The following is a 22935-nucleotide window of genomic DNA, read 5'->3' as shown; positions in this document are numbered from 1 at the left end:
GCTTTGACAGTAAAACATTTTAAGGGTTCATCGTGAGCGAGCAAAAACAATCATTAAGCTATAAAGATGCAGGTGTTGATATTGATGCAGGTAATGCCTTGGTTGAAAACATTAAAGGTGCTGTGAAAAAGACAACTCGTCCAGAGGTTATGGGCGGCTTGGGTGGTTTTGGCGCAGTATGCCAATTGCCATCTGGTTACAAAGAGCCAGTATTGATTTCAGGTACTGACGGTGTAGGCACCAAATTACGTTTAGCAATCGACTTGAAAAAGCACGACACCGTAGGTATCGACTTGGTGGCAATGTGTGTTAACGATTTGCTTGTATTGGGCGCTGAGCCTCTATACTTCCTAGACTACTACGCCACAGGCAAACTAGACGTTGATGTTGCATCAGACGTTGTTAAAGGTATTGCTGAAGGTTGTATTCAATCTGGTTGTGCCTTAGTTGGTGGTGAAACCGCTGAAATGCCAGGTATGTATCACTCAGGTGATTACGATATCGCAGGTTTTTGTACCGGTGTTGCGGAAAAATCAGAGCTTATCACCGGTGACGATGTTAAAGCTGGCGACCAATTGATTGCTCTAGCGTCTTCTGGCCCTCACTCAAATGGTTTCTCTTTGATTCGTAAAGTTCTTGAAGTAAACAATACTGATCCAGCAGAAATGCTAGGCGACAAGAGCATTGGCGAACACCTACTTGAACCAACACGTATTTACGTTAAGCCTGTATTAGCCATGCTTAAAGACGTTAAAGCCCACGCACTATCGCACATTACCGGTGGTGGTTTCTGGGAGAACATTCCTCGTGTACTTCCTGAAGGCAGCAAAGCGGTTATTGATGGTAACAGCTGGCAGTGGCCTGAAGTGTTCAATTGGTTACAAGAAAACGGCAACATTACTACTCATGAAATGTACCGCACCTTCAACTGTGGTGTTGGTATGATCATCGTTGTACCAGCGGAACAAAAAGATCGTGCTTTACAGATATTGGCTGAGCATGGCGAAAATGCATGGCACATTGGTCATATCGAAAACGCCAATGACGGCGACGAGCAAGTGGAAATCAACTAGTCATGTCAGAGAACAAAAATATTGTTGTTCTGATTTCTGGTAGCGGCAGTAATTTGCAGGCGATTATTGACGCCTGCAATGACGGAAAAGTCGCAGGCTCAATAACAGGCGTGTTATCAAACAAAGCTGATGTATTTGGACTAGAGCGCGCGGCAACCGCGGGTATCGACGCTCAGGTACTATCACACAAAGAGTTTGATTCACGCGAGCAATACGATCAGGCATTGATTGCAAAGATTGATGCTTGGCAACCAGACCTTGTTGTACTTGCCGGCTTTATGCGCATTTTAACCCCGGAATTTGTGCAGCATTACAAAGGGCGTTTATTAAACATTCACCCTTCTCTACTGCCTAAGTATCAGGGCTTAAACACCCATCAACGAGCACTCGATGCAGGCGATGAAGAGCACGGCGTAAGCGTGCATTTCGTCACCGAAGAACTTGATGGTGGTCCGGTCATATTGCAAGCTAAGATCCCTGTATTTGCAGGGGATACGGCGGCTGACCTACAAGCTCGAGTACACGAGCAAGAACACCGCATTTACCCTCTTGTTGTTGACTGGTTTTGTACCGATCGCTTAACAATGCGCGAAGATTGTGCCACACTTGATGATAAAGTGTTACCGGCTAACGGCTACGCCAGCGAGTAACAGGTACCTTCAATCGGCAAAAATTGAACTTAGCTCTGCCTGTTCACTCCAACTGACAATCAATAAAAGTAAGTCAAGGGACGTTTATGGGCAGCAAGTTTTTATCTACACTCGTTATCACATCCAGTTTGGCGATGAGCTCCGCGTTTGCCGAGCAAGCGCCGGTATCATTTATTCCTGACTTTACTGCCAACTATAATATCGTTCACGATGGTGACATTGTTGGTAAAGCCAAGCGAGTATTAAAAAACCTTCCTGACGGCACCGTCGAATTTAGCTATAAAACCGACATTGAATGGATGATTTTTTCCGATCATCGCAAAGAGTTCACCACCAACCGTATCGTCGATGGCCAAGTTATACCATTGAGCTATAAATCCGATCGAGAAGGCACCGGTAAAGATAAGTACTATCATTGGTCGTTCGATCAAGAAAAGTCTCAAGCAATTAATTTACTTAAGAAAAAAACCAAAGACATTGAATGGCCTGACGGTTTGCAAAGTAAGTTAAGCTACCATTTGCAGTCGCGTTTCAACCTTATAAACGACGTCAAAGACTTCAAATTTAAAACCCTAAGCACCTCGGGTAAAGTCAAAGATTACAACTACGAATATGTTGGTAAAGAAGAGTTGATGCTGCCATATGGTGTGGTCGATACCGTAAAGTTGGTGCGCAGAAAACCTGGCAGCAAACAGACAACCTATGCCTGGTTCGCTCCCAAGTTAAATTACTTAATGGTTAAATTGCATCAAATTGACGGTAGTTTCCAACAGTTTCAAGCGGAATTGGTTGGCGTTGCCAGTAAAGGCAATGCTGCGGTTAATACTGACAGTCAAACCGACACCGCTGACAAAAAAAATTAACCGTTTTTCTCGCCCATTAATTGCGCGTGTGATTTCACCTTAGGTGCTTGTAATTGCCCTTGCGCCATCACTTCGCCCCCGACAAATGCCACCCATTGACCCGGAGACATTTTGTGCCATGCCTCATCACAGGTAAGCGGCTGAGTGGCTATTACGGTAACGATGTCTTTTTCTGTGGTTTCCTTTTTAAAGTCAATCGCGACATCGGTGTCAATAAGCTTGGCGGGGCCAAAAGGCGCCCTGCGGGTTATCCAGTGTAAATTGTTATAGCAATACGCAAACACAAAGTCACCGTCGGACAAGATCAAGTTAAACACACCAAATTGGTTAACGCGCAGACTCAATTGCGCTAAATATTGGTAAAGCTCTTGGTCATCAGGTCGCTCGTCGCCAAAATGAAGACGAAGTTGCTCCAATATCCACACAAATGCCTGTTCACTATCGGTCGAACCAACCGCTTTTAGTTTTTGTGTCTGCAAAGTCTGCTGATAGTCAGCAAGTTGACCATTATGAGCATAGGTAAAATTACTGCCCCACAACTCGCGAATAAACGGGTGGGTGTTTTCCAGACAGACATTACCGACATTTGCTTGGCGTATATGACAAACAACCGCTTTGCTTTTAATAGGGTAATTACTGACTAGGTTAGCGATCTCTGATTCAAAGCTTGGTTTTGGGTCTTTAAAACTGCGACAACCTTTACCTTCATAAAAGGTAATGCCCCAACCATCTTTATGTGGCCCAGTATTACCACCGCGCTGCATTAAGCCGGCAAAACTAAAGCAAATATCTGTCGGAACATTAGCGCTCATCGCCAACAATTCACACATACACAACCACCAGTTATAACTAAACGAAATTAAAATACTATTTTAATAACCATTATATTCAATTCGAAACTTTTACCAATAAATTCCCGTCATAAATTCGAAATAAATTTAGAGTAAATTATACTAATTAAGTATATGGCAAAGGATTTTCTCGGCTTGGCAAGTATGTGTTGGCAGCAATAATCCAGGGATCACCGACGTAAAAAAACGCCTCTCCCCTTATCCAACATATTCTACCGCAAGCAAAAAAACGTAAATACCGATGAAAACATTTGAAAATGTTTGCAATTGTATTTATGCTTAAGTAAAACTGGTACGACCTCTTACCATAAACTAAAAATACAACAGGAGTTAACGTGGAATTTTTAATTGGCTTACTCGTCCTTATAGTGGTAACGAGTTATCTGGCATATGCTCGGGCCTCTCTAGGTTTATTCACTGCCGCTTATACCGCACTGATGGTCATTGCGACTGCTTTTTCCCTAGTCGGTTTTATTGGCTGGTTATTGTTTATCGCGGTAGCCGCTGTTTTCAATGTGGCGAGCTTACGTCGTCAACTGATCAGTAACAAGTTACTGCAGGCCTTTAAAAAGGTTATGCCTGAAATGTCTTCGACTGAGCGCGAAGCATTAAATGCTGGTACCACATGGTATGAAGCAGAGTTATTTAAAGGCGCTCCAAGTTGGGATAAGTTACATAAATTCCCACAACCTCGACTAACGCAAGAAGAACAAGCCTTTATGGATGGTCCGGTAGAAGAAGTCTGCCGCATGGTTGATGATTGGGAAGTAACCCATGAATTAGCCGATATGCCGCCACATATTTGGCAGTATCTGAAGGACAATAAGTTCTTCGCGATGATCATTAAAAAGCAATACGGCGGCTTAGAGTTCAGTGCATACGCACAGTCACGTGTTCTGCAAAAGTTAAGTGGTGTGTCAATTGTTTTGGCCAGTACGGTTGGTGTTCCAAACTCTTTGGGCCCAGGCGAATTGTTGCAACACTATGGTACCAAAGATCAACAAGACCATTACTTACCACGTTTAGCGACGGGTGAAGAAATCCCTTGTTTCGCACTAACTAGCCCTGAAGCGGGTTCAGACGCTGGTGCCATTCCTGATTTTGGTATCATTTGTAAAGGTGAGTTTGACGGTAAAGAAGTGTTGGGTATGCGCCTAACGTGGAATAAACGTTATATCACCCTAGCACCGGTTGCCACGATTTTAGGTTTAGCATTCAAGCTTTACGATCCAGACAAGCTGATCGGCGAAGAAACCGATTTAGGTATCACCTGCGCATTGATTCCGACAGATATTGACGGCGTAATTACCGGCCGTCGTCATTTCCCATTGAACGTGCCGTTCCAAAATGGTCCGACGCAAGGTGAAGAAGTATTTGTACCATTAGACTACATCATCGGTGGCGCTAAAATGGCCGGTCAAGGCTGGCGTATGCTGGTTGAATGTTTGTCTGTTGGCCGTGCTATCACCTTACCTTCAAACTCCGCTGGTGGCATCAAGCAAACCGCGTTAGCGACCGGTGCTTACAGTCACATTCGCCGTCAATTTAAGCTACCTATCGGTAAAATGGAAGGTATTGAAGAAGCACTAGCGCGTATTGGCGGTAATGCTTACCTTATGGATGCCGTAACGACCATGTCTACTGGTGCCGTTGACTTAGGTGAGAAGCCTTCTGTTGTATCCGCTATTTGTAAGTACCACCTAACCGAAAAAATGCGTGAGTGTATTATCGACGCTATGGATATCCATGGTGGTAAAGGTGTTTGTATGGGGCCAAGTAACTATTTGGCACGCGGCTATCAAGGCGCTCCTATCGCAATTACCGTTGAAGGCGCTAACATCCTAACCCGAAATATGATTATTTACGGTCAAGGTGCTATCCGCTGTCATCCATATGTATTGGCAGAAATGGAAGCGGCAAGTAACAAAGACATGTTGCAAGGTCAGCATGATTTTGATGAAGCGCTATTCGGTCACATTGGTTTCACTATTTCAAACTTGATCCGCTCTAAACTGTTTGCCATATTCGGCACCAGTTATATCAAAGCGCCGTTCAAAGATGAAACGCGTCACTACTATCGTCAAATGACCAAGTTCAGTTCAAACTTAGCGTTGTTGTCAGATTTGTCTATGGCAGTGCTTGGTGGAGATTTAAAACGTCGTGAACGCATGTCTGCGCGTTTAGGTGATGTATTAAGTTACCTATACCTTGCCTCAGCAACATTGAAACGCTATGACGACGAAGGCCGTCAACTTGCTGACAAACCACTTATGATGTGGGCCGTTGAAGATAGCCTATACAAGTGTGAGCAAGCGATTAAAGAGCTTTGTGAGAACTTCCCTAACCGATTCATCGGTAAAGCGTTTAAATTGATGGTTATGCCATTTGGCACCTCATTACGTAAACCTTCAGATAGACTTGATCACAAAGTATCACGTATTCTGCAAGTGCCAGGCGAAGCTCGAACTCGATTAGGTCAAGGCCAATACTTGAATAAAACCGATGGTTCTTTGTTTGGTCAACTTGAGTTAACCCTTGAGAACATCATCAAAGCTGAAGTGATTGTCGATAAAATCAATGCTGCAAGCGGCGAACGTCACCGCATCATTAACCTTGATCAACTGGCAGAAATGGCGTTAGAGAAAGGCTTTATCGGTGAAGATGAAGCGAAGCTGCTTATAGAAACTGAAGCACAACGTAAAGCTGTTATTAACGTTGATGACTTTGACCCATATGAGCTTGTCGCGAATAAAGAAAAGCACTTAGCAAACCTTGAAGCAAATAAAGGTGAGCGTGCTGCTTAAATAACGCTTATAAGACTACGACACAAGTTACCGCTTGAATTACCTCGTACGTCACAGCAAACAAAAAGCCGAATCATGTGATTCGGCTTTTTTATCTTCGTTTTTATCTTGTTTTCGATATTGGTTGCAGTGCCCTATCCTATGCACTCAACGGCTCTTTGTTAATCAATGGTTTGATAATATGCGCCGCTTGGTGGCTCGCCAAACAAGCTCATTGCCGCTTGCATATCTTCTTGGGGAAAGTTGGCTAACGAGGCTCTGTGCGACTCTACATCTTGCCATAATTCAATAACCACAAAGGCACAATCATTATCCTGATTGCGCAACAGTTGGCATTCAACACAGCCTGGACTATTGGCTATATAGTTTTTTAATTCAGTTAGGAAATTGAACATTTGCTGCTGCTTTCCATCTGCAGCTTTTAAATGATTTACTCTTGTTATTGTCATAATTAGTACGCCGTTTCTGCAAAACTCTTAAATTGTTCTTGATACTTAACAGATTGTTTTTTAAACATTCCTGGCATTAATAATGCCATGAGTCGAACAAAACCGCTGCATTTAAATTCATTTGTGCAAACCCAACGGGTGTTGCCATTACCCAAATCGATAAAAGAGTTTTCAACCAAATTCCAGACATTGTCTGTTTCGTACACACCGGCAAATATTTGCGGTAAATCTTTTCGAGTAATGACTTCGGTCATGACGACTTCTCGATTGCCCATTTGGTACACCAAACGTGCTTCACTACCAACTTGTCCCGGCTTGCCGCTGATGGTTTCAAAGCTAAGCAAGTCAGGTTGCCAGTGTCGCATATTTTCGCTGCTATCGAATAAATCGATGACTTTCTCAATAGGCACTGCGATGTCAATCTCGACCGTATATTTCATACAGAGGTCCGCTAAATAGGGTATCTACACTATAAGATAGATCACTGTAATTACAAGTTTGCAGAACACACAAAAAGGCCCTGATTCATGTTAATCACAAATCAGGGCCAGTCTTTAAACCATTGTAACGTTTGAGCGTTTTTTGGTTATTTTAAGTAGGTTTGTAAAAACTTCAGGTACGCTTCTGAGGCGCTAATACGGTTTTCTTTTTTCGCAAAACCATGACCTTCATCGTCAAATAAAACGTATTCAACCGCAACACCGTTTTTCTCCATTTCAGCAACCATTTCATCGCTTTCAATTTGCAACACCCGTGGGTCATTTGCACCTTGCACAACCAACACTGGATTGCTTATTTTGTCAGCATGAAACAATGGTGATATCCGTGTTAAACGCTCTTTGTCTGTAGCTGGGTCGCCAAGCTCTTCATACAGAGACTTGCGAAATGCTTCCCAATACGGCGGAATACTCTCTAAGGTACGAACCCAATTGGTAACACCAAAAATATTAATACCAACCGCAAACTCATCGGTAAACGCCATGCCGGCCATCGTTAGGTAACCGCCGTAACTGCCGCCTATCAAACCTATTTTTTCAGAGTCTACCCAATCTAACGTTTGTAGATATTTTTTCGCATAGACAATGTCTTGCAAGTCATCTTCACCATGTTTTTGATCGTCTAAATGATAGAAGGTTTTACCATAGCCTGATGAGCCACGGTTGTTGGCGGCAAAAATGGCATAACCATTATTGATAAGGTGCTGACGCAAGGCACTGTAACCGGTGCGAGATTGTCCACCAGGGCCACCATGAATCATGATCAACACTGGTACTTTACTGTCCTTAGACGCTTGTTTTGGTTTAAACAATAACCCTGGGATCTGCAAACCATCGAAACTTTCATAACGCACGACGCGGCTGTTAACCAGTACCGACTCATCAATGGCTGGGTTAAGAGAGTCTGTTAATCGACTTAAGCGCTCCCTACTAAGATCATAAACATACAAGTTTGATGGTGAGGTATCGGAGTTGATCATGAACGACATCTGTTGTTCATCATTAGAAAAATTAACACGCAATACATCGCCCGGTGGTAAGCCATTTATATCAACCTTCTTACCGGTTCTGGTGTTGACAATTTTTGCCACTGTTTTTGCATCTTGATTGATGTAGGTAACTTGGTAACCATAGTTTGGTGAAAACATGGTGCCTCGAGCATCCCACTTGAAATTGCTCAGCTGTTTATGCTCACCGTTAGCAATAACGTACTCAAATAATTGCCTAAATTCACCTTGTTGATCTGATGAATAGATCAACGATTTATTGTCTTTCGTGAAAGTCACCGCAGAATGTGAGGCATCAAGATCAGGCTCAGATACATTAACCAGCTTTTGCTCATTAATATTGTATAGGTAGATATCGTCATCGGTGTTGCTGATGTTTTTAGACAATGCCAGCCATTGACCGTCACGGGACAAGGTATTTAACGACATCACATCTTTGTTCTCAAACACCATTTCACGTTGATAGTCGTCGCTCGCATAGCGGTATAAATCAAACTGTTTATTGTCTCTTTCATTGGTTGCCACATAAAAGTGACTGCCATCTTGATGCCAGCCAGAAAAGTAGGCTTTGACATTGTCACCTGGGGTTAGGTCGACAACCTTACCATCAAGCTCCTGCACAAAAACATGATCGAGTTCATCACCGCCTTTATCTTGTGCATAAAGAAAGCGATCATCATTAGGAAACCAGTCAATAACCCAAACGGACTCTTCTGTTGAATGCGTCAATTGGACCGGCTCTGCCCCGTCGGTTGGGTATCGGTAGGCATTAAAAATACCCGTCTTGTCACTGTGCACTAATATGGCACTGCCATCATGGTTGATACTGGTACCGCTAATGGTCGTGGTTTCAAAAAATTGTTTGGCGCTATAACTGCTAAATTTTACAGGTGCAGGCTCTTCATTGCCACTCGTACAGGCGAACAATAATGTTGCACAAGTCGCGAAAGCCATGCTCCGCATGATGGTTTGCTTCATAACACATCCTTAATTATTAGTATTATCTTGCTTTCATTTTTGAAAGCCAGTCTGATTTAACTTAGCTGACTGGAGCAAGTGATGCAAATATAAGCAGTTAATAAGTAAGGAGAAAAAACAGTAAGTAAAAGAGAAGAGAAATTATATTGTTGCAGAAACAAAAAAATCGCCTTTCAGCGATTTTCGATTATCTTCAATCTTTTGTGAAGATAAGTGGCGGAGTGGACGGGACTCGAACCCGCGACCCCCGGCGTGACAGGCCGGTATTCTAACCAACTGAACTACCACTCCGCAACAGGGATACTTCAACGCAGCTTTGACAAATCGTGGCGGAGTGGACGGGACTCGAACCCGCGACCCCCGGCGTGACAGGCCGGTATTCTAACCAACTGAACTACCACTCCGCATAGGATTTGTTTGTTTATATCGTTGGCGGAGTGGACGGGACTCGAACCCGCGACCCCCGGCGTGACAGGCCGGTATTCTAACCAACTGAACTACCACTCCGCATCGATAAAACGCGCAATCAAATATGTGAGGAAAATGTTGGCGGAGTGGACGGGACTCGAACCCGCGACCCCCGGCGTGACAGGCCGGTATTCTAACCAACTGAACTACCACTCCGCTGCACTTTCTTCAACATGCTGTCGTTGAATGCGGAGCGAATAATAAGGGTACTGTTCGCACGAGTCAACAACTTTTTTGAATAAAAATGTTCAACTGAACATTTGTCATACAATCAGGCGCTTTTAAACGCAGAAAGTTGCATTTTTAAGCAAGCATTTAGCGCTCTGCAGCCCGAAATGGTTATTCGCTGGCGACTTCACCACGCCAAATACTTTTACCCGCTTTTTTCTCTACAATCGCCAAGCGCTCATCGTGTGCTTGCAGCTCGTCATTACTGGCGCTGACGACACGTAAAGCCGGACGATTGCTGTCTAAACGACGAACACTTAAACCGTCGCTACCATCTTTGTCTTCTTGTAAAGACAGAGTGTTTTGGTAGCGCGTCATTTCAATGTAAACGTATGCTAATAACTGGGCATCAATCAAAGCGCCGTGATAGGTACGGTCGACGAGCTTTTCGACGCCATAATGCCTTGCAAGAAAGTCGAGTGTTTTTGGTGAACCAAACTCATCTCTTGATGTTTTCAAGGTATCGGTCACGGTACATATATCTGCCGTCATCGGCAAACCACGACGAGTCATAGCAAACTCATGATCCATAAAGCCAACGTCAAATCGGGCGTTATGGATGATCAATTCGGCACCACGAATAAACTCGATAAATTCATCTGCGACTTTGTTAAACAGTGGTTTGTCGGTTAAAAACTCGTTGGTCAATCCGTGAACGTCGATAACCTCTTGGTCCATATGCATCTGCGGGTTAACGTAGGCATGATATGTACGTCCGGTGAACTTACGGTCAATAAGTTCCACACAACCAATTTCAACAATGCGATGGCCTTGTTTCGGGTCTATACCGGTGGTTTCCGTATCGAGTACGATGAGTCGTTCTGCTTGCTCTTGCATAATGTTTAGGTATCAGGTTTATTTATTAACGATGCTATATCCTTGCCATGTTACCTGATAAACTGGCTTTAAAAAACAAGGATTGCAAAACAATATGAGCAAAGTCGTGCAAATATATACCGATGGTTCCTGTCTGGGAAATCCTGGACCAGGTGGTTATGGTGCGGTGTTAATTTATAACAAGCATCGTAAAGAGCTCAGCCAAGGTTATAAACTGACCACCAACAACCGAATGGAAATGTTGGCCTGCATTATCGCTTTAAAAGCTCTAAAAGAACCGTGTCAGGTGACATTAACAACGGACAGCCAATATGTACGTCAGGGCATCACCAGCTGGATCCATAACTGGGTGAAGAACAATTGGCGCACCGCCAGCAAACAACCAGTAAAAAATGTCGATTTATGGAAGACGCTTTATGAGCAAACGCAAAAGCATAAAATCGAGTGGAAATGGGTTAAAGGACACAGTGGCCATCCCGAAAATGAGCGATGCGATGATTTAGCAAGAACCGCTGCTGAGCAAAGCGATTTACTTGAAGATAGCGGCTACAAGCCGAGCTAAATAGAGCGCACCTATATATAGGTATGGCTTGCGCTGGAACAATAAATTGCCATTTTACTGCGATAATTACCGGTTTTTAAGCGCAATGCTCTTGCTCAACATTGAACAATAATGCAATATCCGTGAAAAAACATAAATCACGCAACGATACAACAAGAGCAGATTATGGCATTACAAATCCAACACTTTTTCCATAACGCATCGTTTACGCTGACCTATGTCGTTTTTGACGATAGCAGTAAAGAATGCGCCATCATTGACCCAGCACTCGATTACGACCCTGTAGCCAGTCGAGTCGATACCGTGTATAGCCAACAATTAATCGATTATGTTGATGCGCAACAGTTAACCGTTCGCTATATCTTAGAAACGCATGCTCATGCAGACCATATCTCCAGTGCCTTTTACTTGAAACAAAAGATTGGTGGGGACATTAGCATTGGTGCCAATATTCGCAGTATCCAAAAAACCTTTAAAACGGTGTTTAATTTAGCAAAAGATTTTAATACCGACGGTGTGCAGTTTGACCAGTTACTAAAAGAGGGTGATAGCTTACCTTTAGGTGAATATCAAATTGACGTATTGGAAACTCCAGGTCATACAGCGGACTCATTAACCTATGTTATCGCCGGCCATGCCTTTGTTGGTGATACGTTGTTTATGCCTGATTCTGGTTCAGCGCGCTGTGACTTCCCTGGCGGTGATGCCGCCCTATTGTATCGTTCAATTCAAAAAATATACGCGCTCGGTGACGATACCAAGCTGTACATGTGCCACGATTACCAACCCGGTGGTCGTGATTTGCGTTTTGTCACCAGCGTTGCCGAACAAAAAGCGGACAACATTCAAATCAGTGACGGCGTAAGCGAGCAAGATTACGTTAAAGTTCGCCAACAACGTGATGCGACTTTGGCAAATCCAAAGTTAATTTTCCCGTCTTTACAATGCAACATTCAAGCTGGTGATTTGCCACAAGCAGAAGAAGACGAACAGCATTACTTTAAGACGCCAATACAAGGCATTGATAAGCTAAGTTAATTGTTTTCTCAGGCAATAAAAAATCGAAGCACTGGCTTCGATTTTTTTGTTTATAAGAGCTGCTGTGGGCAGGTTACTCTACGCGATTTTTCATGAGCAGGTGTTGAGAACCTCACAAGCTGATTAGCATAAGCGAAGTGTGGAACATGCATTGCTCAGCGCTATATATTGGCGTCATATGGCTAGGCTTATCTTAAGAAAAACTTGCGCAACAATTTATGCATCAAGTCCCTATTCTTCAATATAAAACGGTTCTTCGGTAGCCATGAACTTGAATGCAGCACCGTTTTCGCTTTTGAAAACGTTAAAAAGCCTTCATGACCATGATAATGTCCGATACCCGAATTACCGACACCACCAAATGGCGCATCATCCGCCGCGACATGCAATGCCGTGTCATTAATCGAGACACCACCACTGTGGGTTTGTTCTAGCAAGGTGTTAATCACCGTGTCATTGGTCGACATAATATACAGCGCCAATGGACGTGGACGCTCATTAATATAGCTGATGACGTGTTCAATGTTTTGATAGGTCATTACCGGCAAGATAGAACCAAATATCTCTTGCTGTAATATATCCATCTCTGGTGTCACGTTAGTCACTAAGTGCGGATATACACGATGACCTTGATCTGCCTCGACCTCTTTTACCGAGTGGATCTCGCCGCCCTTTTGTTTAGCATCCTCTAAAAAGCCCATTAAACGACTATGTTGTCTGTCGTTTATAATGTGAGTCTGACTATTCACGTCGCCATTTGATAGATGATATTCACCATAGCGTTTGAGAAAGGTATAGATAAACTCCTGTTCTCTATCTACCGGTACAAACACGTAATCAGGGGCTACACAAATCTGCCCAGAGTTAAGCGACTTGCCGACGATAATGGCATCAACGGCGATATTGATATCAATACTGTCATCAATAATGGTTGGTGACTTACCGCCTAACTCCAAGGTCACTGGCGTTAAGTTTTCGGCCGCCGACTTGGCCACCATTTTTCCAACTGCAGATGAGCCGGTAAAGATTAAATGATCGAAAGCGAGCTGTGAAAAAGCCGCACCAACCTCCGCTTCACCTTCAACGATTTGCACATGCTCGGCAATGCTGGAGACAATATTACGCAATACCTTATTGGCATTAGGCGTAAATTCGCTCATTTTAATCATTACCCGATTGCCTGCCGCTAAGGCTTGCACCGTTGGCCCAAGCGCCAAAAAGAATGGAAAATTCCATGGTGTAATAACGCCAACAACGCCTAGCGGTTGATAGTGAACTTTTACCTTAGACGGTGCGAGCATTAAACCGGCATGACGCTTGGACGGTTTCATCCATTTTTTCAGGTTTTTAAGGGCATAATTGATGCCGGCAACACTTGGCAAGATGTCGGCAATTAAACTATCAAATTCACTGCGATAACCGTAGTCTTGTTTCATGGCCTGGTAAATGGCCTGTTCGTTGGCAATGATCGCGGCTTTTAGTTTGTTGAGAACAACCTTACGCTCTGCTAATGACGGCGCGGGGTGCTGGCGATAAGCCGACTGTAATTGCGCAAAGTTTGCCTGAAGCTGATGGCTCGTTATATTTTCTGCAATCGTCATAAAACTCTCTTTAAACCTCTGTGGAAATGCTTTCGATCATCAGCCTTAAATCGTGATCAAACTGCTCATTACTGCGTCTTTCTAACATCAAGCCTTTACCGGCAGATATAAGGGTAAACGCTACGCCATTAGAGCGTTGTGCGCCTACCATGTTTTGACTGACCAGGAAATCGGCAAGTCTTGCACGAAACCTTAGTGGCCAATCTTCTTTTGATGCATGTGTCGCTTTTAAACAATCATCAAAGACTTCGGTGCCATGGGCATTGGTCACAACCTGCATAGGTTCACCAATAAAGATGTTAAACACATTGAATAGTGTTTCTGCGGCTTGTTGCTGTTTATTGTCTAACTCGGCAAACACTCTAACGTACATATCAGCCAAATAGGTGTGAATAACCCACTGGTAACAACGCTCTTTAGAACCAAATTTTTTATAGATGGATTGCCTTGATACCGCAGCGGCGTTAGCAATATCTTGCATCGATGTTTTTTTGAAACCACTATGGGAAAACGCAATCAGTATATTCTGCGCCATTGTAATGGTGTCACTTTTAACGTCTGTCATGATTTGGATTTTTCTCTACCCTAAAAGCCTGCAGATATTTCGCCTGTTGCTCGTTAAACATGCGGCGCAAAGCCATACAGTTAGCCTCATGTTATGAGGCACCAGAATAAACAAAAGCAAGGTTAAAGGTCAACCATTAGTTTACATATCAGGATGGATTTGTAAACCAAGTGTATCTTGATAACATAATCAATCTGGATTCATTTCAGTGACGCTTTTAAATTATTTACAACGATTTGACGTTAACCGATTGAAAAGGTTAAGGTCTGTTGAGGGTGAACAGCTGTTACTCATAAAATTACAGGGAGTTATTATGAAACTAACGTTAGCCTTATCGAAAGTTGTTTTAGCAATCTTAACATTCATTTTGATAATCGCCTTTGTGGTTAATTATAAAATGACGGAGAAAGAGAAAACACGACAATTAATCCAGTCTCCAAAGATTAACGATGTTTATATATTAGAAAAACAATTGCTAAATCAGAACACCCCGTCACGAGAAAAATACTTAATAGCGCAGATTAACTCAATAAATGATAACTCAGTATCGTTCAAGTTGAGCAATTATGTATACGCGAAAGTGTCTGATGCTGTTAAAGGAATTCGCTCAGATAAACTTTTAACAAGGAATTTTTTCTCTAATAATTTAACAAGTTTAAATAACGCTGAAATTATTAGATATTGGCAAGACGGCAGCATAGCTGAAGTTGGGCGTTCAGCCAATGGAATGCATTTATTTGGTGGTGTTGTCATTGCAAAGTCACGTCAGCCCGTTAAAAAAGAGAGAAAAGCTAGAAAGGGAGAAGAAGCTAATCAGAAAGCTATTTCGCTTTATCAAGGCAATATGGGATACGAAAAAGACCTAGATGAAGCTTTTCGCCTATTCGAACAGGCAGCGAAAAGTGGCCATCCTTATGCACAAATCAGCTTAGCGCAAATGTATCGAGATGGTGAAGCGGTAGCAGCAGATGAAAATAAAGCGTTATATTGGTTTGCAGAAGCCATTAAGCAAGGCATAAGTAGCGCCAATAAGGATTACAATGAACTTTGTAAACAAGTTGATGGATGCAATCTTGATGTTGAAAACATCATTCCGAACTGAGCGTGCAGTAATGCAAAACATTATCAGAATATTTGAAGATAGTTAAGAACGCGTTCCTATGGTGTGAGCGCGTCTTTCATTTTGGCAGCGAAATATCACATGGAAATAAATACTTATTTTGAAGCTGTTCACTATGTAAAAGCGCATATAGAAATTAGTTTTCACGACAAAAAATATCATGCTAAAAGAGAAGCGCAAGAAGTAGAAGCCATGGAGATAACAAATAACATCTTAAAGCAATATCATATAAATAATAAAATGATTAACGATTTCAATCCAAGAGTCGGATAATGGAGGGTCAAAATGGAGCTTTTAATAAAAATGATATGGAAAGTATTAACAACTTGGTGTGTCTTTATTATGGTTAGCCACCAAAGCTTCGCTGCGTCACAAGAAAAACAAATATGCCAATTAAAATACAGTGAGAATCAACAAGCCCCTTGGTATGTCGAAGTGATGATGAGAGGAAAAAAATATTCTATTTCTCAAGGTGGTTTTTTTTTGAATTATTTGCCATTAAAAAAAATAGACCGATTACCTCTTACAATTGTTGAATTAAATACCGGCTATATTTGGCAAGGATTCCATCAAGAGCATAGGATGGGGTTATATTATTACGATAATTCGTTACAAGAAGACATATTAATTAAAAAGGGACATGTCGTAGCTGTCTTTGAACTAGATGGTGAAGCGATGGTAATTGAGAACCAAAGCAATGAAGGCAAAGAGTGGTCTAGTTTAAGTAAACTTTCAAGCCTCGACTTTACAATGAGTGTGGAAAAAACATTTGATGGACCTATATCCTGGATATGGACAGAAAGCGATGTCATACATCAAAATGCCAAAACTAAAGGTGTCACATATTTATTGGCTGGTTCTTCTGGCTGGGTATACCGAATAAGTTCAACGCTTGAAGATGGCTATTTAGAGTGTTTTGAAAAAGCACCTAGTTGACCACTAAAAACTAAAATAGCTCCCAAAATAAACTAGACACTCATTGTTAATATTTAGATTACTATAAATCCCCTATTCTAATAGTTGAGCAATTCAATTCCAAGGAGGGAATTCTGCCCTCCCTAGAGGAAGGCACATAATTAAACTAGACATCCATTATTAACGGCAATTTCTTATCGGAATCGTGGCAAATTCTGTATGGAAAGGTGGCGTTGTTTGATTGTAAAGGCGGCCGTTTAGAGTGGAATATACAAAAAGCTAATTGGTTCGATATTTCGTATAAGTGAAATACTATTTAAGGCTTGTTATATTTCTATTTAAGTAAGAATCTTTCACATTAAATAAGAATGCGCTCCATTGATGTGAGCGCGTCTTTCATTTTAATGGCCAATGGTCACTTCGAATCGGATGGTGCTCCCATTCAAAAACACGATGGGATGAGAACAGAATGTGCTAATGCAAATAGCTTATGGATGAAGGTTTTATTTGTGACGGCGCTATTTTTCTTCTTCGATAAGTTCAGGGAACTCTTGTAAATTAATATTCGCGCGGCGATCTCGCTTTAGTATCACTAACAGTAATATAGCTAATGCGGTTTGTATCAAGGCTTGGCTACTATCCCCCCAACCTAGCAAGGCATACATACCCCAAGTAAGTGCCATATCTATCAACATAGCAATCGCTACGAGCCAATAAAATTTGGGCCATATACGTTGTACCCAATTGGCGGCATTAGGACGTCGTGCCATTAAAAGTGCGAACAGTAAAAGTCCCGGTATGCCCACTAATAAACTGGTATAAAAAACTTGCGGGTCAGGATAGACATAACGAATAAAACCGAGTTTATCGCGCATATTGCTTAAGCTAAGCAACGCTACAACGTAACCTTTAACTAAAAATGCCAAGGCTAGGTAATACCAAATCGATATCTTTAAACAGTTATGCTTGTCGAAGTCTTTAACCGAAAAGTGTGAAAACGGATGAGTCATTGCAGCAACAAAAATCCAATACTACTTACTTAAATGCGATAGCTTGGCAGCGTTTTGTTCCCAATTTTGACCATCAAATTTATCTATGGGCCAATTCTGCCAATCATCAGTATCTAAACACCGCGCATTGACACTATAACCATCGGGATTAGACCGAGGTATATAGAAGGATTCAACACCGCAATGTTTACAAAAATAATGTTTAGCGACCTTACTGTTAAACCGATACAACTGCAAGTCTTGCTCGCCAGATAGTAAGTTAAACTGTTGCTTGGGTATGATCAGATGAATAAAGCCGGTTTTATTGCACATAGAACAATTGCAATCGGTGAGATACGGTTGCTCTTCAACCTCAATCTCAAATCGCACTGTTTGACAGTGACAGCCGCCTGTTAACGTTTTCATTGGCAGTGTTTTTCCAAATCAATGATACCGCGTTGAATCGCACGTAATGTTTTTGAATGAAACTCACGATAATACAAAACCCATACCACCATTATACTAGCAGCGATAAATATCAGCGGGTGAAAGAACCATGACAGTGCCGCTAATGAGAAGTAATAAGAGCGTAATCCATAGTTATAGGAGTGTCCCGCCTGATCCTGAAGGATCCCCATTTGTCTGGCGTAATCGAGTAAATGGGCTTCTTCGGTTTGATAGGCAACCGGGGCTGCACCTATCATGATGTTAAGAAAACCATATTGGCGCATTGACCAAGTAAATTGGAAAAAGGCCAACACAAATATTAACGCTAATAAGCTCAGTTTAATTTGCATGGTTACCGCTAATTGCGTTGGCGTAATGGGGATGGTTTGCAATACCGCATTAACCTTGTCAATTTGCGTGAATAAGGTCAGCACACCGGCTAAAACAAGCAAAGTGGTTGATGCAAAAAACGCCACATGACGTTCAAGGTTAGCGAGCAACCCCGCATGCGAGACCCTGACGTCGTTATCAAATATCTGACGCATCCAATGAATACGGTGCTGATGTAAAACCCGTGACAAACAAGCGGTATCCTTAGCTTTTATGCGCGAAAACTGGGTATAGCCGATCCAACAGCTGAGAAATATAATTATCGCTAAAATATCCATTACACTTAATATCACTACCAACCCCTTCTACGCATAAAAATATCAACTAAAATCATAACGTTACACCAAAAAACTAAGTTAACGCTATGCTTTAAACGTTGACATACCAAGCCTGTTTGCGTTATAAATCATTTGTAAATAAATGTTAATATTTTTGTAACAATAAGCCAATCTTTATTATTGCTTATTGGTTTTCCAGACATTTTCATAATAACAAGAGCAAACATAGGTTGTAGTCATGATTTTGCCGGTTCGCAAAACGCAACACCCACAGGCCAAGGTAGGCCATCAAGGCTGGTTAAAAACGCTATCAATCGTTACGGCGTTGTTCTTTTCGTTAAGTGCTACTGTCAAAGCCAAGCAAGACCCTATCACCTATGATATCCCCAACGTAACAGCCGAAATCACCTTTGATGGTGAATTGGATGAGTCGGTTTGGCGGCAAGCTAAAAAAATCGATATGGATATCGTTAATTACCCTTATGACAATACCAAAAGCCCAGTAAAAACGACGGCATACCTATTTGAAGATGGCGAAAACCTGTATATCGGTTTTATCGCTGAAGATCCTCATCCTGAAAAAATTCAAGGCTTCTATCGCGACCGTGACGATGCTTTCTCCGATGATATTGTCGGTATCAAGCTAGATACATTTAATGATGATAGGCTGGCGTATAAGTTCTTTGTCAATCCTCTTGGTGTGCAAAATGATGGTATCACCAATGAGATGACCGGCGATGAAAACAACCTTTGGGATGGTATATGGCCTGCGTATGGCAAGATCACCGACAAAGGGTATCAAGTGGAAATGGCCATCCCTTATCGTGAGCTTAATTTCGATGAAAATATCGATATTAAAACCTGGGGTTTTGAACTGATCCGTATTTACCCTAGAGACACCATATTACGCATATCCAATATGCCTATCGATAAAAATGATTATTGCTGGGTCTGCCAAATGGATGATCTGCGCGGTTTTCAAGACGCCAAGCTCGGTAAAAATTTGTTAGTTACACCGTCACTGGTATATAGCTATGAAGAAGAGCGCGATTTATATGCCCCTGATGATGTAGGACAAGAGTGGCAAGACAGCGACGATACGGATGTCGGTGTTAACGTGCGTTGGGGCATCACCCCAGATATTCTCCTGAATGCGACGATTAATCCCGACTTTTCAACGGTCGAAGCAGATAATGGTCAACTATCGGTTAACAAAACCTCGGCGTTATTCTTTGCTGAAAAGCGCCCTTTCTTTCTTGATAACTCAGAATATTTTTCAACACCGTTTAATCTGGTCTATACCCGAAACATCATCAACCCTGATTGGGGGGCAAAATTAACCGGTCGCTCTGGCAATCATTCATTTGCAGGTTTTGTAACCAATGATGACAGCACCAGTTTAATTATGCCGGGTAATTTATTTTCGACCGTTGCCAATATCGATGAAGAGAGTTTTTCAGGCGCATTTCGTTATCGCTACGACGTCAATGATGATTTGTCGTTTGGTGCCATCACCACCATTCGAGATTCAGATAATTATGAAAACCTAGTCGCTGGTATCGACACTAAGTACAAAATTACCCAGAGTGATACCATCATCGCCCAGTTGCTGCATTCTCAAACAACTTACCCGCAACAACTGCTTGATAGCTATTGTCCTGGTGGTAATTGTTACCTTGCCTCTTTGGTGGGAATTGACGATGACGAATTTGATGATATCGCTTATCAGATAGAGTACGAACACAGTACAGAAGATTGGCGTTTTCACAACAAATACGAAGACATTGGTAAAGAGTTTCGCTCAGATCTTGGCTTTCAGGTGCACAGCGATTACAACAAGTTTTCCAGTACGCTAAACCGTTTTTATTATAGCGATCAACATTGGTGGTCAACGCTTACTTTTGGTGCGCAATACAGCATTTCTCATAACGATGACGATGAATTAATCAGTAAGACGCAAAGCGTCAGTGCGAGCGCTGAAGGCCCGTGGCAGTCATTCTTTGATTTAGTACTGACTCATGAGGATCGTGTTGGCCTGCGTTATGACAGTAACGATGCGAGTATTGATGATAACACCACTCGTTTTTCATTAAGTTATGCCGACTTTATTGCCGAAGCACAGCCACTGCCTAACGTGTTTGTTGGTTTGTCTGGTCGAGTTGGTGAAGGTATTGATTATTTAAATGATCGTGAAGGTGACATTTACGAGTTAGCGCCATTTATAAGCTGGAACGTTACCGCTCACTTAGAAACCGAACTTACTTTGGTGTATGCCGAGTTAGAAGCAGATGGCGATTTTGTTTACCGTGAAAACATCGCTGATTTGCGCATGACTTATGCGTTTGATATCAACAACCTGCTGCGACTGAGTATGGTTTATACCAGTGCTGAGTATAATCAAAACAATAATCCGCAGTTGTTCGGCATCGATGGTGATGAAGATAATCTCGCCACCGAGTTAATTTATTCCTATAAGCTCAACCCACAAACCGTATTCTTTTTAGGTTATTCTGATAATTCTATTGATAACCGAGAAGTCGGTTCGTTAAAGCAAAACCAACGCAACGTATTTATGAAAATGAGTTACGCTTGGATGTAACAGTTAGTGCGCTGTTGAGTACGTGGGCTTAATACAATGTCGATACAAAAGTAGAAAATAAAATGGAGCCCTTAGGCTCCATTTTTAGTTGGATTTGTCGGCATACAAGGTTTCGCTTAAGCACGCCTGACGTTCGAGATAGTCCAATTCTGCACACCGTTGCGATTCACTATCTGCTTCGCTGTATGTCTTGCCGTTTGCTTTAGCTGAGTTATCTGCACTATTTGATGCACAGGCAAATAAGGTAAGCACAAACGACATATTGATTAACAACAAAAGCAAATGCTTCATTTTGATTCCTCAGCTGTGTGAATGGTGATCATCTTACACTGAGATTATAGCTGCCGAATCAAGACTCGGCGCTAGCTTGTCCTTTCTTTTCTAACTTCTCTCTCGCCATGGCAATGACGGCTTCATCAACCTTTTTACGCTCATCAATGACCACCGTAGCCGATATTTTGTCATGAATTGCCTGGCGATTAGGATCCCAATAAATTTGGAAAAAGCCCAATAAACCGGTTGCCAAGCCTGCACCATAACCACCATAACGACCAAAGCTATCCCATATCGACAATGGCGTACCATCGAGTTGTAACACCCTTATTCCCATTAAACGTTTACCTGGCGTCTGTCCTTTCCACCAACTGGTAAACACAGTGAAATAAAAGGCAGCCCAACCAAAGCCTAAGCCAAGGTCATCGATAATCGCTTTAATATACTGCATCATCGAATAGATAGGTTTACGCGGTTGATCATCGCCCGCCTCCGCCTTAGCTTGACGCAATTGGCCTAACTCAGTGTTTTCAATGGCGCTGCTGACATCTTCTGGTTTGGCTTGGTCGTGCTCAGTAGCAGCAGGCTCTCTTGCAGTTTGACTGTTATCACTACTTTGCATGTCATTGCCCTGCTCATTTTCGGTAGCGATTGTTTGCGGTGTACTTGACGCCGTCTCAGCCCCATGGCGCTCTGCACGCTCTGCATATAGGGCATCAAAGTCGTTAGAGAGTTGTGTTTGCAAGTCAGGGCGTATACCAGCATCGATATCTAAGCTATCAATAATGTCGCCAATAAGTTCTGATGCTTGCTGGTTATTTAAATCCAATTTAAGCGCATGCTTAGGTACATCTTGCAATATGTCGTACCAACACTGGCGATCTTTACATTGTTTTTCCGATGCTTCGGATGCGACTTTGATGATGTAACCGGTAACCTGTAAGGCCGTACCAACACCGACTTCTTTGCCAATATCTTGACCGTTATTGTTCTTGCCCTTAGCAACTTTATCTTGCCAATTAGCGCCGTTATTTTCTTCTTGCCACTGTGTGTATTCCTGCCATTCAGATTCGGAGCTATCGGCGGTAAATTTATTAACCATAGGAGCAAAATTGTCGAGCAATACCACCAAGACAATAAAAGCCCCGATTAAGCGCATTAACGCTCGACGTTTATTGCCTTTAACTTTGCCTTGTTTTTGCGCTCGCTTGCGACTGCCCAAGCGAAACGCCATAATGGATATCGCAATCGCCAAAAATTCACCGCCAGCATTGCTGAGCATGGCAATCAGTAATAAATCGATTAGGATGGCAATACCACGTTTGTATGGACTGGCAATAGGCGTACCAAACAAGCCTTCATTCATGGTGAAAGCAAATGGCGTGATGATTTCCTGAGTCTCATCAAAGGTTAATTTTTTTCTGGTTTTACCAAAAAGTTTTTTCATAGCCAT

General features: G+C 42.3%; 22 protein-coding genes and 4 tRNA genes. 10 read left to right on the top strand and 16 right to left on the bottom strand.

The features are described from left to right. Positions 1-32: 32 nt before the first annotated feature. The 3 genes from purM to E2K93_RS15070 all read left to right on the top strand — a co-directional run bounded on the left by purM (position 33) and on the right by E2K93_RS15070 (position 2586). Positions 33-1073: a phosphoribosylformylglycinamidine cyclo-ligase gene (gene purM / locus E2K93_RS15080; RefSeq protein ID WP_135439887.1), complete on the top strand. Its 1041-nt coding sequence runs from the start codon at positions 33-35 to the stop codon at positions 1071-1073. 2 nt (positions 1074-1075) lie between these two features. Further along, positions 1076-1723: a phosphoribosylglycinamide formyltransferase gene (gene purN, locus E2K93_RS15075; protein WP_135439886.1), complete on the top strand. Its 648-nt coding sequence runs from the start codon at positions 1076-1078 to the stop codon at positions 1721-1723. Positions 1724-1809: 86 nt separating this feature from the next. Beyond that, the gene (locus tag E2K93_RS15070) at positions 1810-2586 is read left to right on the top strand and encodes a DUF3108 domain-containing protein (protein WP_135439885.1); all 777 of its coding nucleotides are present in this window, start codon (positions 1810-1812) and stop codon (positions 2584-2586) included. On the opposite strand, the gene E2K93_RS15065 is transcribed toward E2K93_RS15070, so the two are convergent. Next, a complete protein-coding gene (locus tag E2K93_RS15065) occupies positions 2583-3416 on the bottom strand; it encodes a class II glutamine amidotransferase (protein WP_135439884.1) in 834 nt (277 codons plus the stop codon). The two genes, E2K93_RS15070 and E2K93_RS15065, sit on opposite strands and share 4 nt — an antisense overlap. A 356-nt stretch (positions 3417-3772) precedes the next feature. Here E2K93_RS15065 and fadE point away from each other — a divergent pair, with 356 nt between their 5' ends. Beyond that, on the top strand, positions 3773-6241 hold the full coding sequence (gene fadE, locus E2K93_RS15060; protein ID WP_135439883.1) for an acyl-CoA dehydrogenase FadE: 2469 nt from the start codon (positions 3773-3775) through the stop codon (positions 6239-6241). Positions 6242-6402: 161 nt separating this feature from the next. On the opposite strand, the gene E2K93_RS15055 is transcribed toward fadE, so the two are convergent. From E2K93_RS15055 to dnaQ, 8 genes are all read right to left on the bottom strand, one after another. Further along, positions 6403-6690 (bottom strand): putative quinol monooxygenase, encoded by a 288-nt coding sequence (locus tag E2K93_RS15055; protein ID WP_135439882.1) that lies wholly within the window; start codon positions 6688-6690, stop codon positions 6403-6405. Between the two features lie 2 nt (positions 6691-6692). Next, positions 6693-7130, bottom strand: coding sequence for an SRPBCC family protein (locus tag E2K93_RS15050; protein WP_135439881.1), 438 nt, complete (start codon positions 7128-7130; stop codon positions 6693-6695). A gap of 146 nt (positions 7131-7276) precedes the next feature. Next, positions 7277-9172, bottom strand: coding sequence for an alpha/beta hydrolase family protein (locus tag E2K93_RS15045; RefSeq protein ID WP_228445341.1), 1896 nt, complete (start codon positions 9170-9172; stop codon positions 7277-7279). A gap of 214 nt (positions 9173-9386) precedes the next feature. Continuing rightward, positions 9387-9463 (bottom strand) — tRNA-Asp (locus E2K93_RS15040). Positions 9464-9499: 36 nt separating this feature from the next. After that, a tRNA-Asp gene (locus E2K93_RS15035) sits at positions 9500-9576 on the bottom strand. Positions 9577-9602: 26 nt separating this feature from the next. Continuing rightward, positions 9603-9679 (bottom strand) — tRNA-Asp (locus E2K93_RS15030). Between the two features lie 40 nt (positions 9680-9719). Beyond that, positions 9720-9796 (bottom strand) — tRNA-Asp (locus E2K93_RS15025). A gap of 183 nt (positions 9797-9979) precedes the next feature. Further along, complete coding sequence (dnaQ, locus tag E2K93_RS15020; RefSeq protein ID WP_135439880.1) at positions 9980-10705, bottom strand: DNA polymerase III subunit epsilon; 726 nt, start codon at positions 10703-10705, stop codon at positions 9980-9982. Positions 10706-10799: 94 nt separating this feature from the next. On the opposite strand from dnaQ, the gene rnhA reads away from it, so the two are divergent. Further along, positions 10800-11267 carry a ribonuclease HI gene (rnhA, locus tag E2K93_RS15015; protein WP_135439879.1) on the top strand — a complete coding sequence of 156 codons (468 nt, stop codon included), beginning with the start codon at positions 10800-10802 and terminating at the stop codon, positions 11265-11267. A 165-nt stretch (positions 11268-11432) separates the two neighbouring features. Next, entirely contained in the window at positions 11433-12305 is an 873-nt protein-coding gene (locus E2K93_RS15010) for an MBL fold metallo-hydrolase (RefSeq protein WP_135439878.1), read from the top strand. Between the two features lie 188 nt (positions 12306-12493). Here E2K93_RS15010 and E2K93_RS15005 read toward each other — a convergent pair whose 3' ends face one another. Together E2K93_RS15005 and E2K93_RS15000 are read right to left on the bottom strand one after the other, a co-directional pair. Next, positions 12494-13906, bottom strand: a complete 1413-nt coding sequence (locus tag E2K93_RS15005; RefSeq protein ID WP_135439877.1) for a coniferyl aldehyde dehydrogenase — start codon at positions 13904-13906, stop codon at positions 12494-12496. A 10-nt stretch (positions 13907-13916) separates the two neighbouring features. Beyond that, positions 13917-14471, bottom strand: coding sequence for a TetR/AcrR family transcriptional regulator (locus E2K93_RS15000; RefSeq protein ID WP_135439876.1), 555 nt, complete (start codon positions 14469-14471; stop codon positions 13917-13919). A 313-nt stretch (positions 14472-14784) separates the two neighbouring features. On the opposite strand from E2K93_RS15000, the gene E2K93_RS14995 reads away from it, so the two are divergent. From E2K93_RS14995 to E2K93_RS14985, 3 genes are all read left to right on the top strand, one after another. Beyond that, a complete protein-coding gene (locus E2K93_RS14995) occupies positions 14785-15573 on the top strand; it encodes a tetratricopeptide repeat protein (protein WP_135439875.1) in 789 nt (262 codons plus the stop codon). A 99-nt stretch (positions 15574-15672) separates the two neighbouring features. After that, entirely contained in the window at positions 15673-15864 is a 192-nt protein-coding gene (locus E2K93_RS14990; protein WP_135439874.1) for a hypothetical protein, read from the top strand. A 12-nt stretch (positions 15865-15876) separates the two neighbouring features. Beyond that, positions 15877-16527 (top strand): hypothetical protein, encoded by a 651-nt coding sequence (locus E2K93_RS14985; protein WP_135439873.1) that lies wholly within the window; start codon positions 15877-15879, stop codon positions 16525-16527. Between the two features lie 497 nt (positions 16528-17024). Here E2K93_RS14985 and E2K93_RS14980 read toward each other — a convergent pair whose 3' ends face one another. Genes E2K93_RS14980 through E2K93_RS14970 form a run of 3 tightly spaced genes read right to left on the bottom strand, consistent with a single transcriptional unit; the run spans position 17025 to position 18625 of the window. Then, complete coding sequence (locus E2K93_RS14980; RefSeq protein ID WP_135439872.1) at positions 17025-17516, bottom strand: DUF2919 family protein; 492 nt, start codon at positions 17514-17516, stop codon at positions 17025-17027. 21 nt (positions 17517-17537) lie between these two features. Beyond that, entirely contained in the window at positions 17538-17921 is a 384-nt protein-coding gene (locus tag E2K93_RS14975) for a GFA family protein (RefSeq protein WP_135439871.1), read from the bottom strand. Beyond that, a complete protein-coding gene (locus E2K93_RS14970; RefSeq protein ID WP_135439870.1) occupies positions 17918-18625 on the bottom strand; it encodes a DUF599 domain-containing protein in 708 nt (235 codons plus the stop codon). Before E2K93_RS14970 ends, E2K93_RS14975 begins: the two co-directional genes overlap by 4 nt. Before the next feature lie 223 nt (positions 18626-18848). Between E2K93_RS14970 and E2K93_RS14965 the strand changes: the two genes are divergently transcribed. Continuing rightward, positions 18849-21209 carry a carbohydrate binding family 9 domain-containing protein gene (locus E2K93_RS14965; protein ID WP_135439869.1) on the top strand — a complete coding sequence of 787 codons (2361 nt, stop codon included), beginning with the start codon at positions 18849-18851 and terminating at the stop codon, positions 21207-21209. A gap of 84 nt (positions 21210-21293) precedes the next feature. Here E2K93_RS14965 and E2K93_RS14960 read toward each other — a convergent pair whose 3' ends face one another. Further along, positions 21294-21500: a hypothetical protein gene (locus E2K93_RS14960; protein WP_135439868.1), complete on the bottom strand. Its 207-nt coding sequence runs from the start codon at positions 21498-21500 to the stop codon at positions 21294-21296. Positions 21501-21558: 58 nt separating this feature from the next. Then, positions 21559-22929, bottom strand: coding sequence for an RDD family protein (locus E2K93_RS14955; protein ID WP_228445339.1), 1371 nt, complete (start codon positions 22927-22929; stop codon positions 21559-21561). Between the last annotated feature and the right edge of the window lie 6 nt (positions 22930-22935).

Origin of the sequence: Thalassotalea sp. HSM 43 (assembly GCF_004752005.1) — a bacterium.
Taxonomy (GTDB): domain Bacteria; phylum Pseudomonadota; class Gammaproteobacteria; order Enterobacterales; family Alteromonadaceae; genus Thalassotalea_A.
Note: the sequence above shows the minus strand (reverse complement) of the source record. Positions and strands in the feature narration are given on the sequence as shown.

Bases quoted from the DNA above. Each gene is read 5' to 3' on its own strand.
- purN (WP_135439886.1), top strand. From the start codon at position 1,076: ATGTCAGAGAACAAAAATATTGTTGTTCTGATTTCTGGTAGCGGCAGT.
- E2K93_RS15070 (WP_135439885.1), top strand. From the start codon at position 1,810: ATGGGCAGCAAGTTTTTATCTACACTCGTTATCACATCCAGTTTGGCG.
- E2K93_RS15065 (WP_135439884.1), bottom strand. From the start codon at position 3,416: ATGTGTGAATTGTTGGCGATGAGCGCTAATGTTCCGACAGATATTTGC.
- E2K93_RS15055 (WP_135439882.1), bottom strand. From the start codon at position 6,690: ATGACAATAACAAGAGTAAATCATTTAAAAGCTGCAGATGGAAAGCAG.
- E2K93_RS15050 (WP_135439881.1), bottom strand. From the start codon at position 7,130: ATGAAATATACGGTCGAGATTGACATCGCAGTGCCTATTGAGAAAGTC.
- E2K93_RS15045 (WP_228445341.1), bottom strand. From the start codon at position 9,172: ATGAAGCAAACCATCATGCGGAGCATGGCTTTCGCGACTTGTGCAACA.
- dnaQ (WP_135439880.1), bottom strand. From the start codon at position 10,705: ATGCAAGAGCAAGCAGAACGACTCATCGTACTCGATACGGAAACCACC.
- rnhA (WP_135439879.1), top strand. From the start codon at position 10,800: ATGAGCAAAGTCGTGCAAATATATACCGATGGTTCCTGTCTGGGAAAT.
- E2K93_RS15010 (WP_135439878.1), top strand. From the start codon at position 11,433: ATGGCATTACAAATCCAACACTTTTTCCATAACGCATCGTTTACGCTG.
- E2K93_RS15005 (WP_135439877.1), bottom strand. From the start codon at position 13,906: ATGACGATTGCAGAAAATATAACGAGCCATCAGCTTCAGGCAAACTTT.
- E2K93_RS15000 (WP_135439876.1), bottom strand. From the start codon at position 14,471: ATGACAGACGTTAAAAGTGACACCATTACAATGGCGCAGAATATACTG.
- E2K93_RS14995 (WP_135439875.1), top strand. From the start codon at position 14,785: ATGAAACTAACGTTAGCCTTATCGAAAGTTGTTTTAGCAATCTTAACA.
- E2K93_RS14990 (WP_135439874.1), top strand. From the start codon at position 15,673: ATGGAAATAAATACTTATTTTGAAGCTGTTCACTATGTAAAAGCGCAT.
- E2K93_RS14985 (WP_135439873.1), top strand. From the start codon at position 15,877: ATGGAGCTTTTAATAAAAATGATATGGAAAGTATTAACAACTTGGTGT.
- E2K93_RS14980 (WP_135439872.1), bottom strand. From the start codon at position 17,516: ATGACTCATCCGTTTTCACACTTTTCGGTTAAAGACTTCGACAAGCAT.
- E2K93_RS14975 (WP_135439871.1), bottom strand. From the start codon at position 17,921: ATGAAAACGTTAACAGGCGGCTGTCACTGTCAAACAGTGCGATTTGAG.
- E2K93_RS14965 (WP_135439869.1), top strand. From the start codon at position 18,849: ATGATTTTGCCGGTTCGCAAAACGCAACACCCACAGGCCAAGGTAGGC.
- E2K93_RS14960 (WP_135439868.1), bottom strand. From the start codon at position 21,500: ATGAAGCATTTGCTTTTGTTGTTAATCAATATGTCGTTTGTGCTTACC.
- E2K93_RS14955 (WP_228445339.1), bottom strand. From the start codon at position 22,929: ATGAAAAAACTTTTTGGTAAAACCAGAAAAAAATTAACCTTTGATGAG.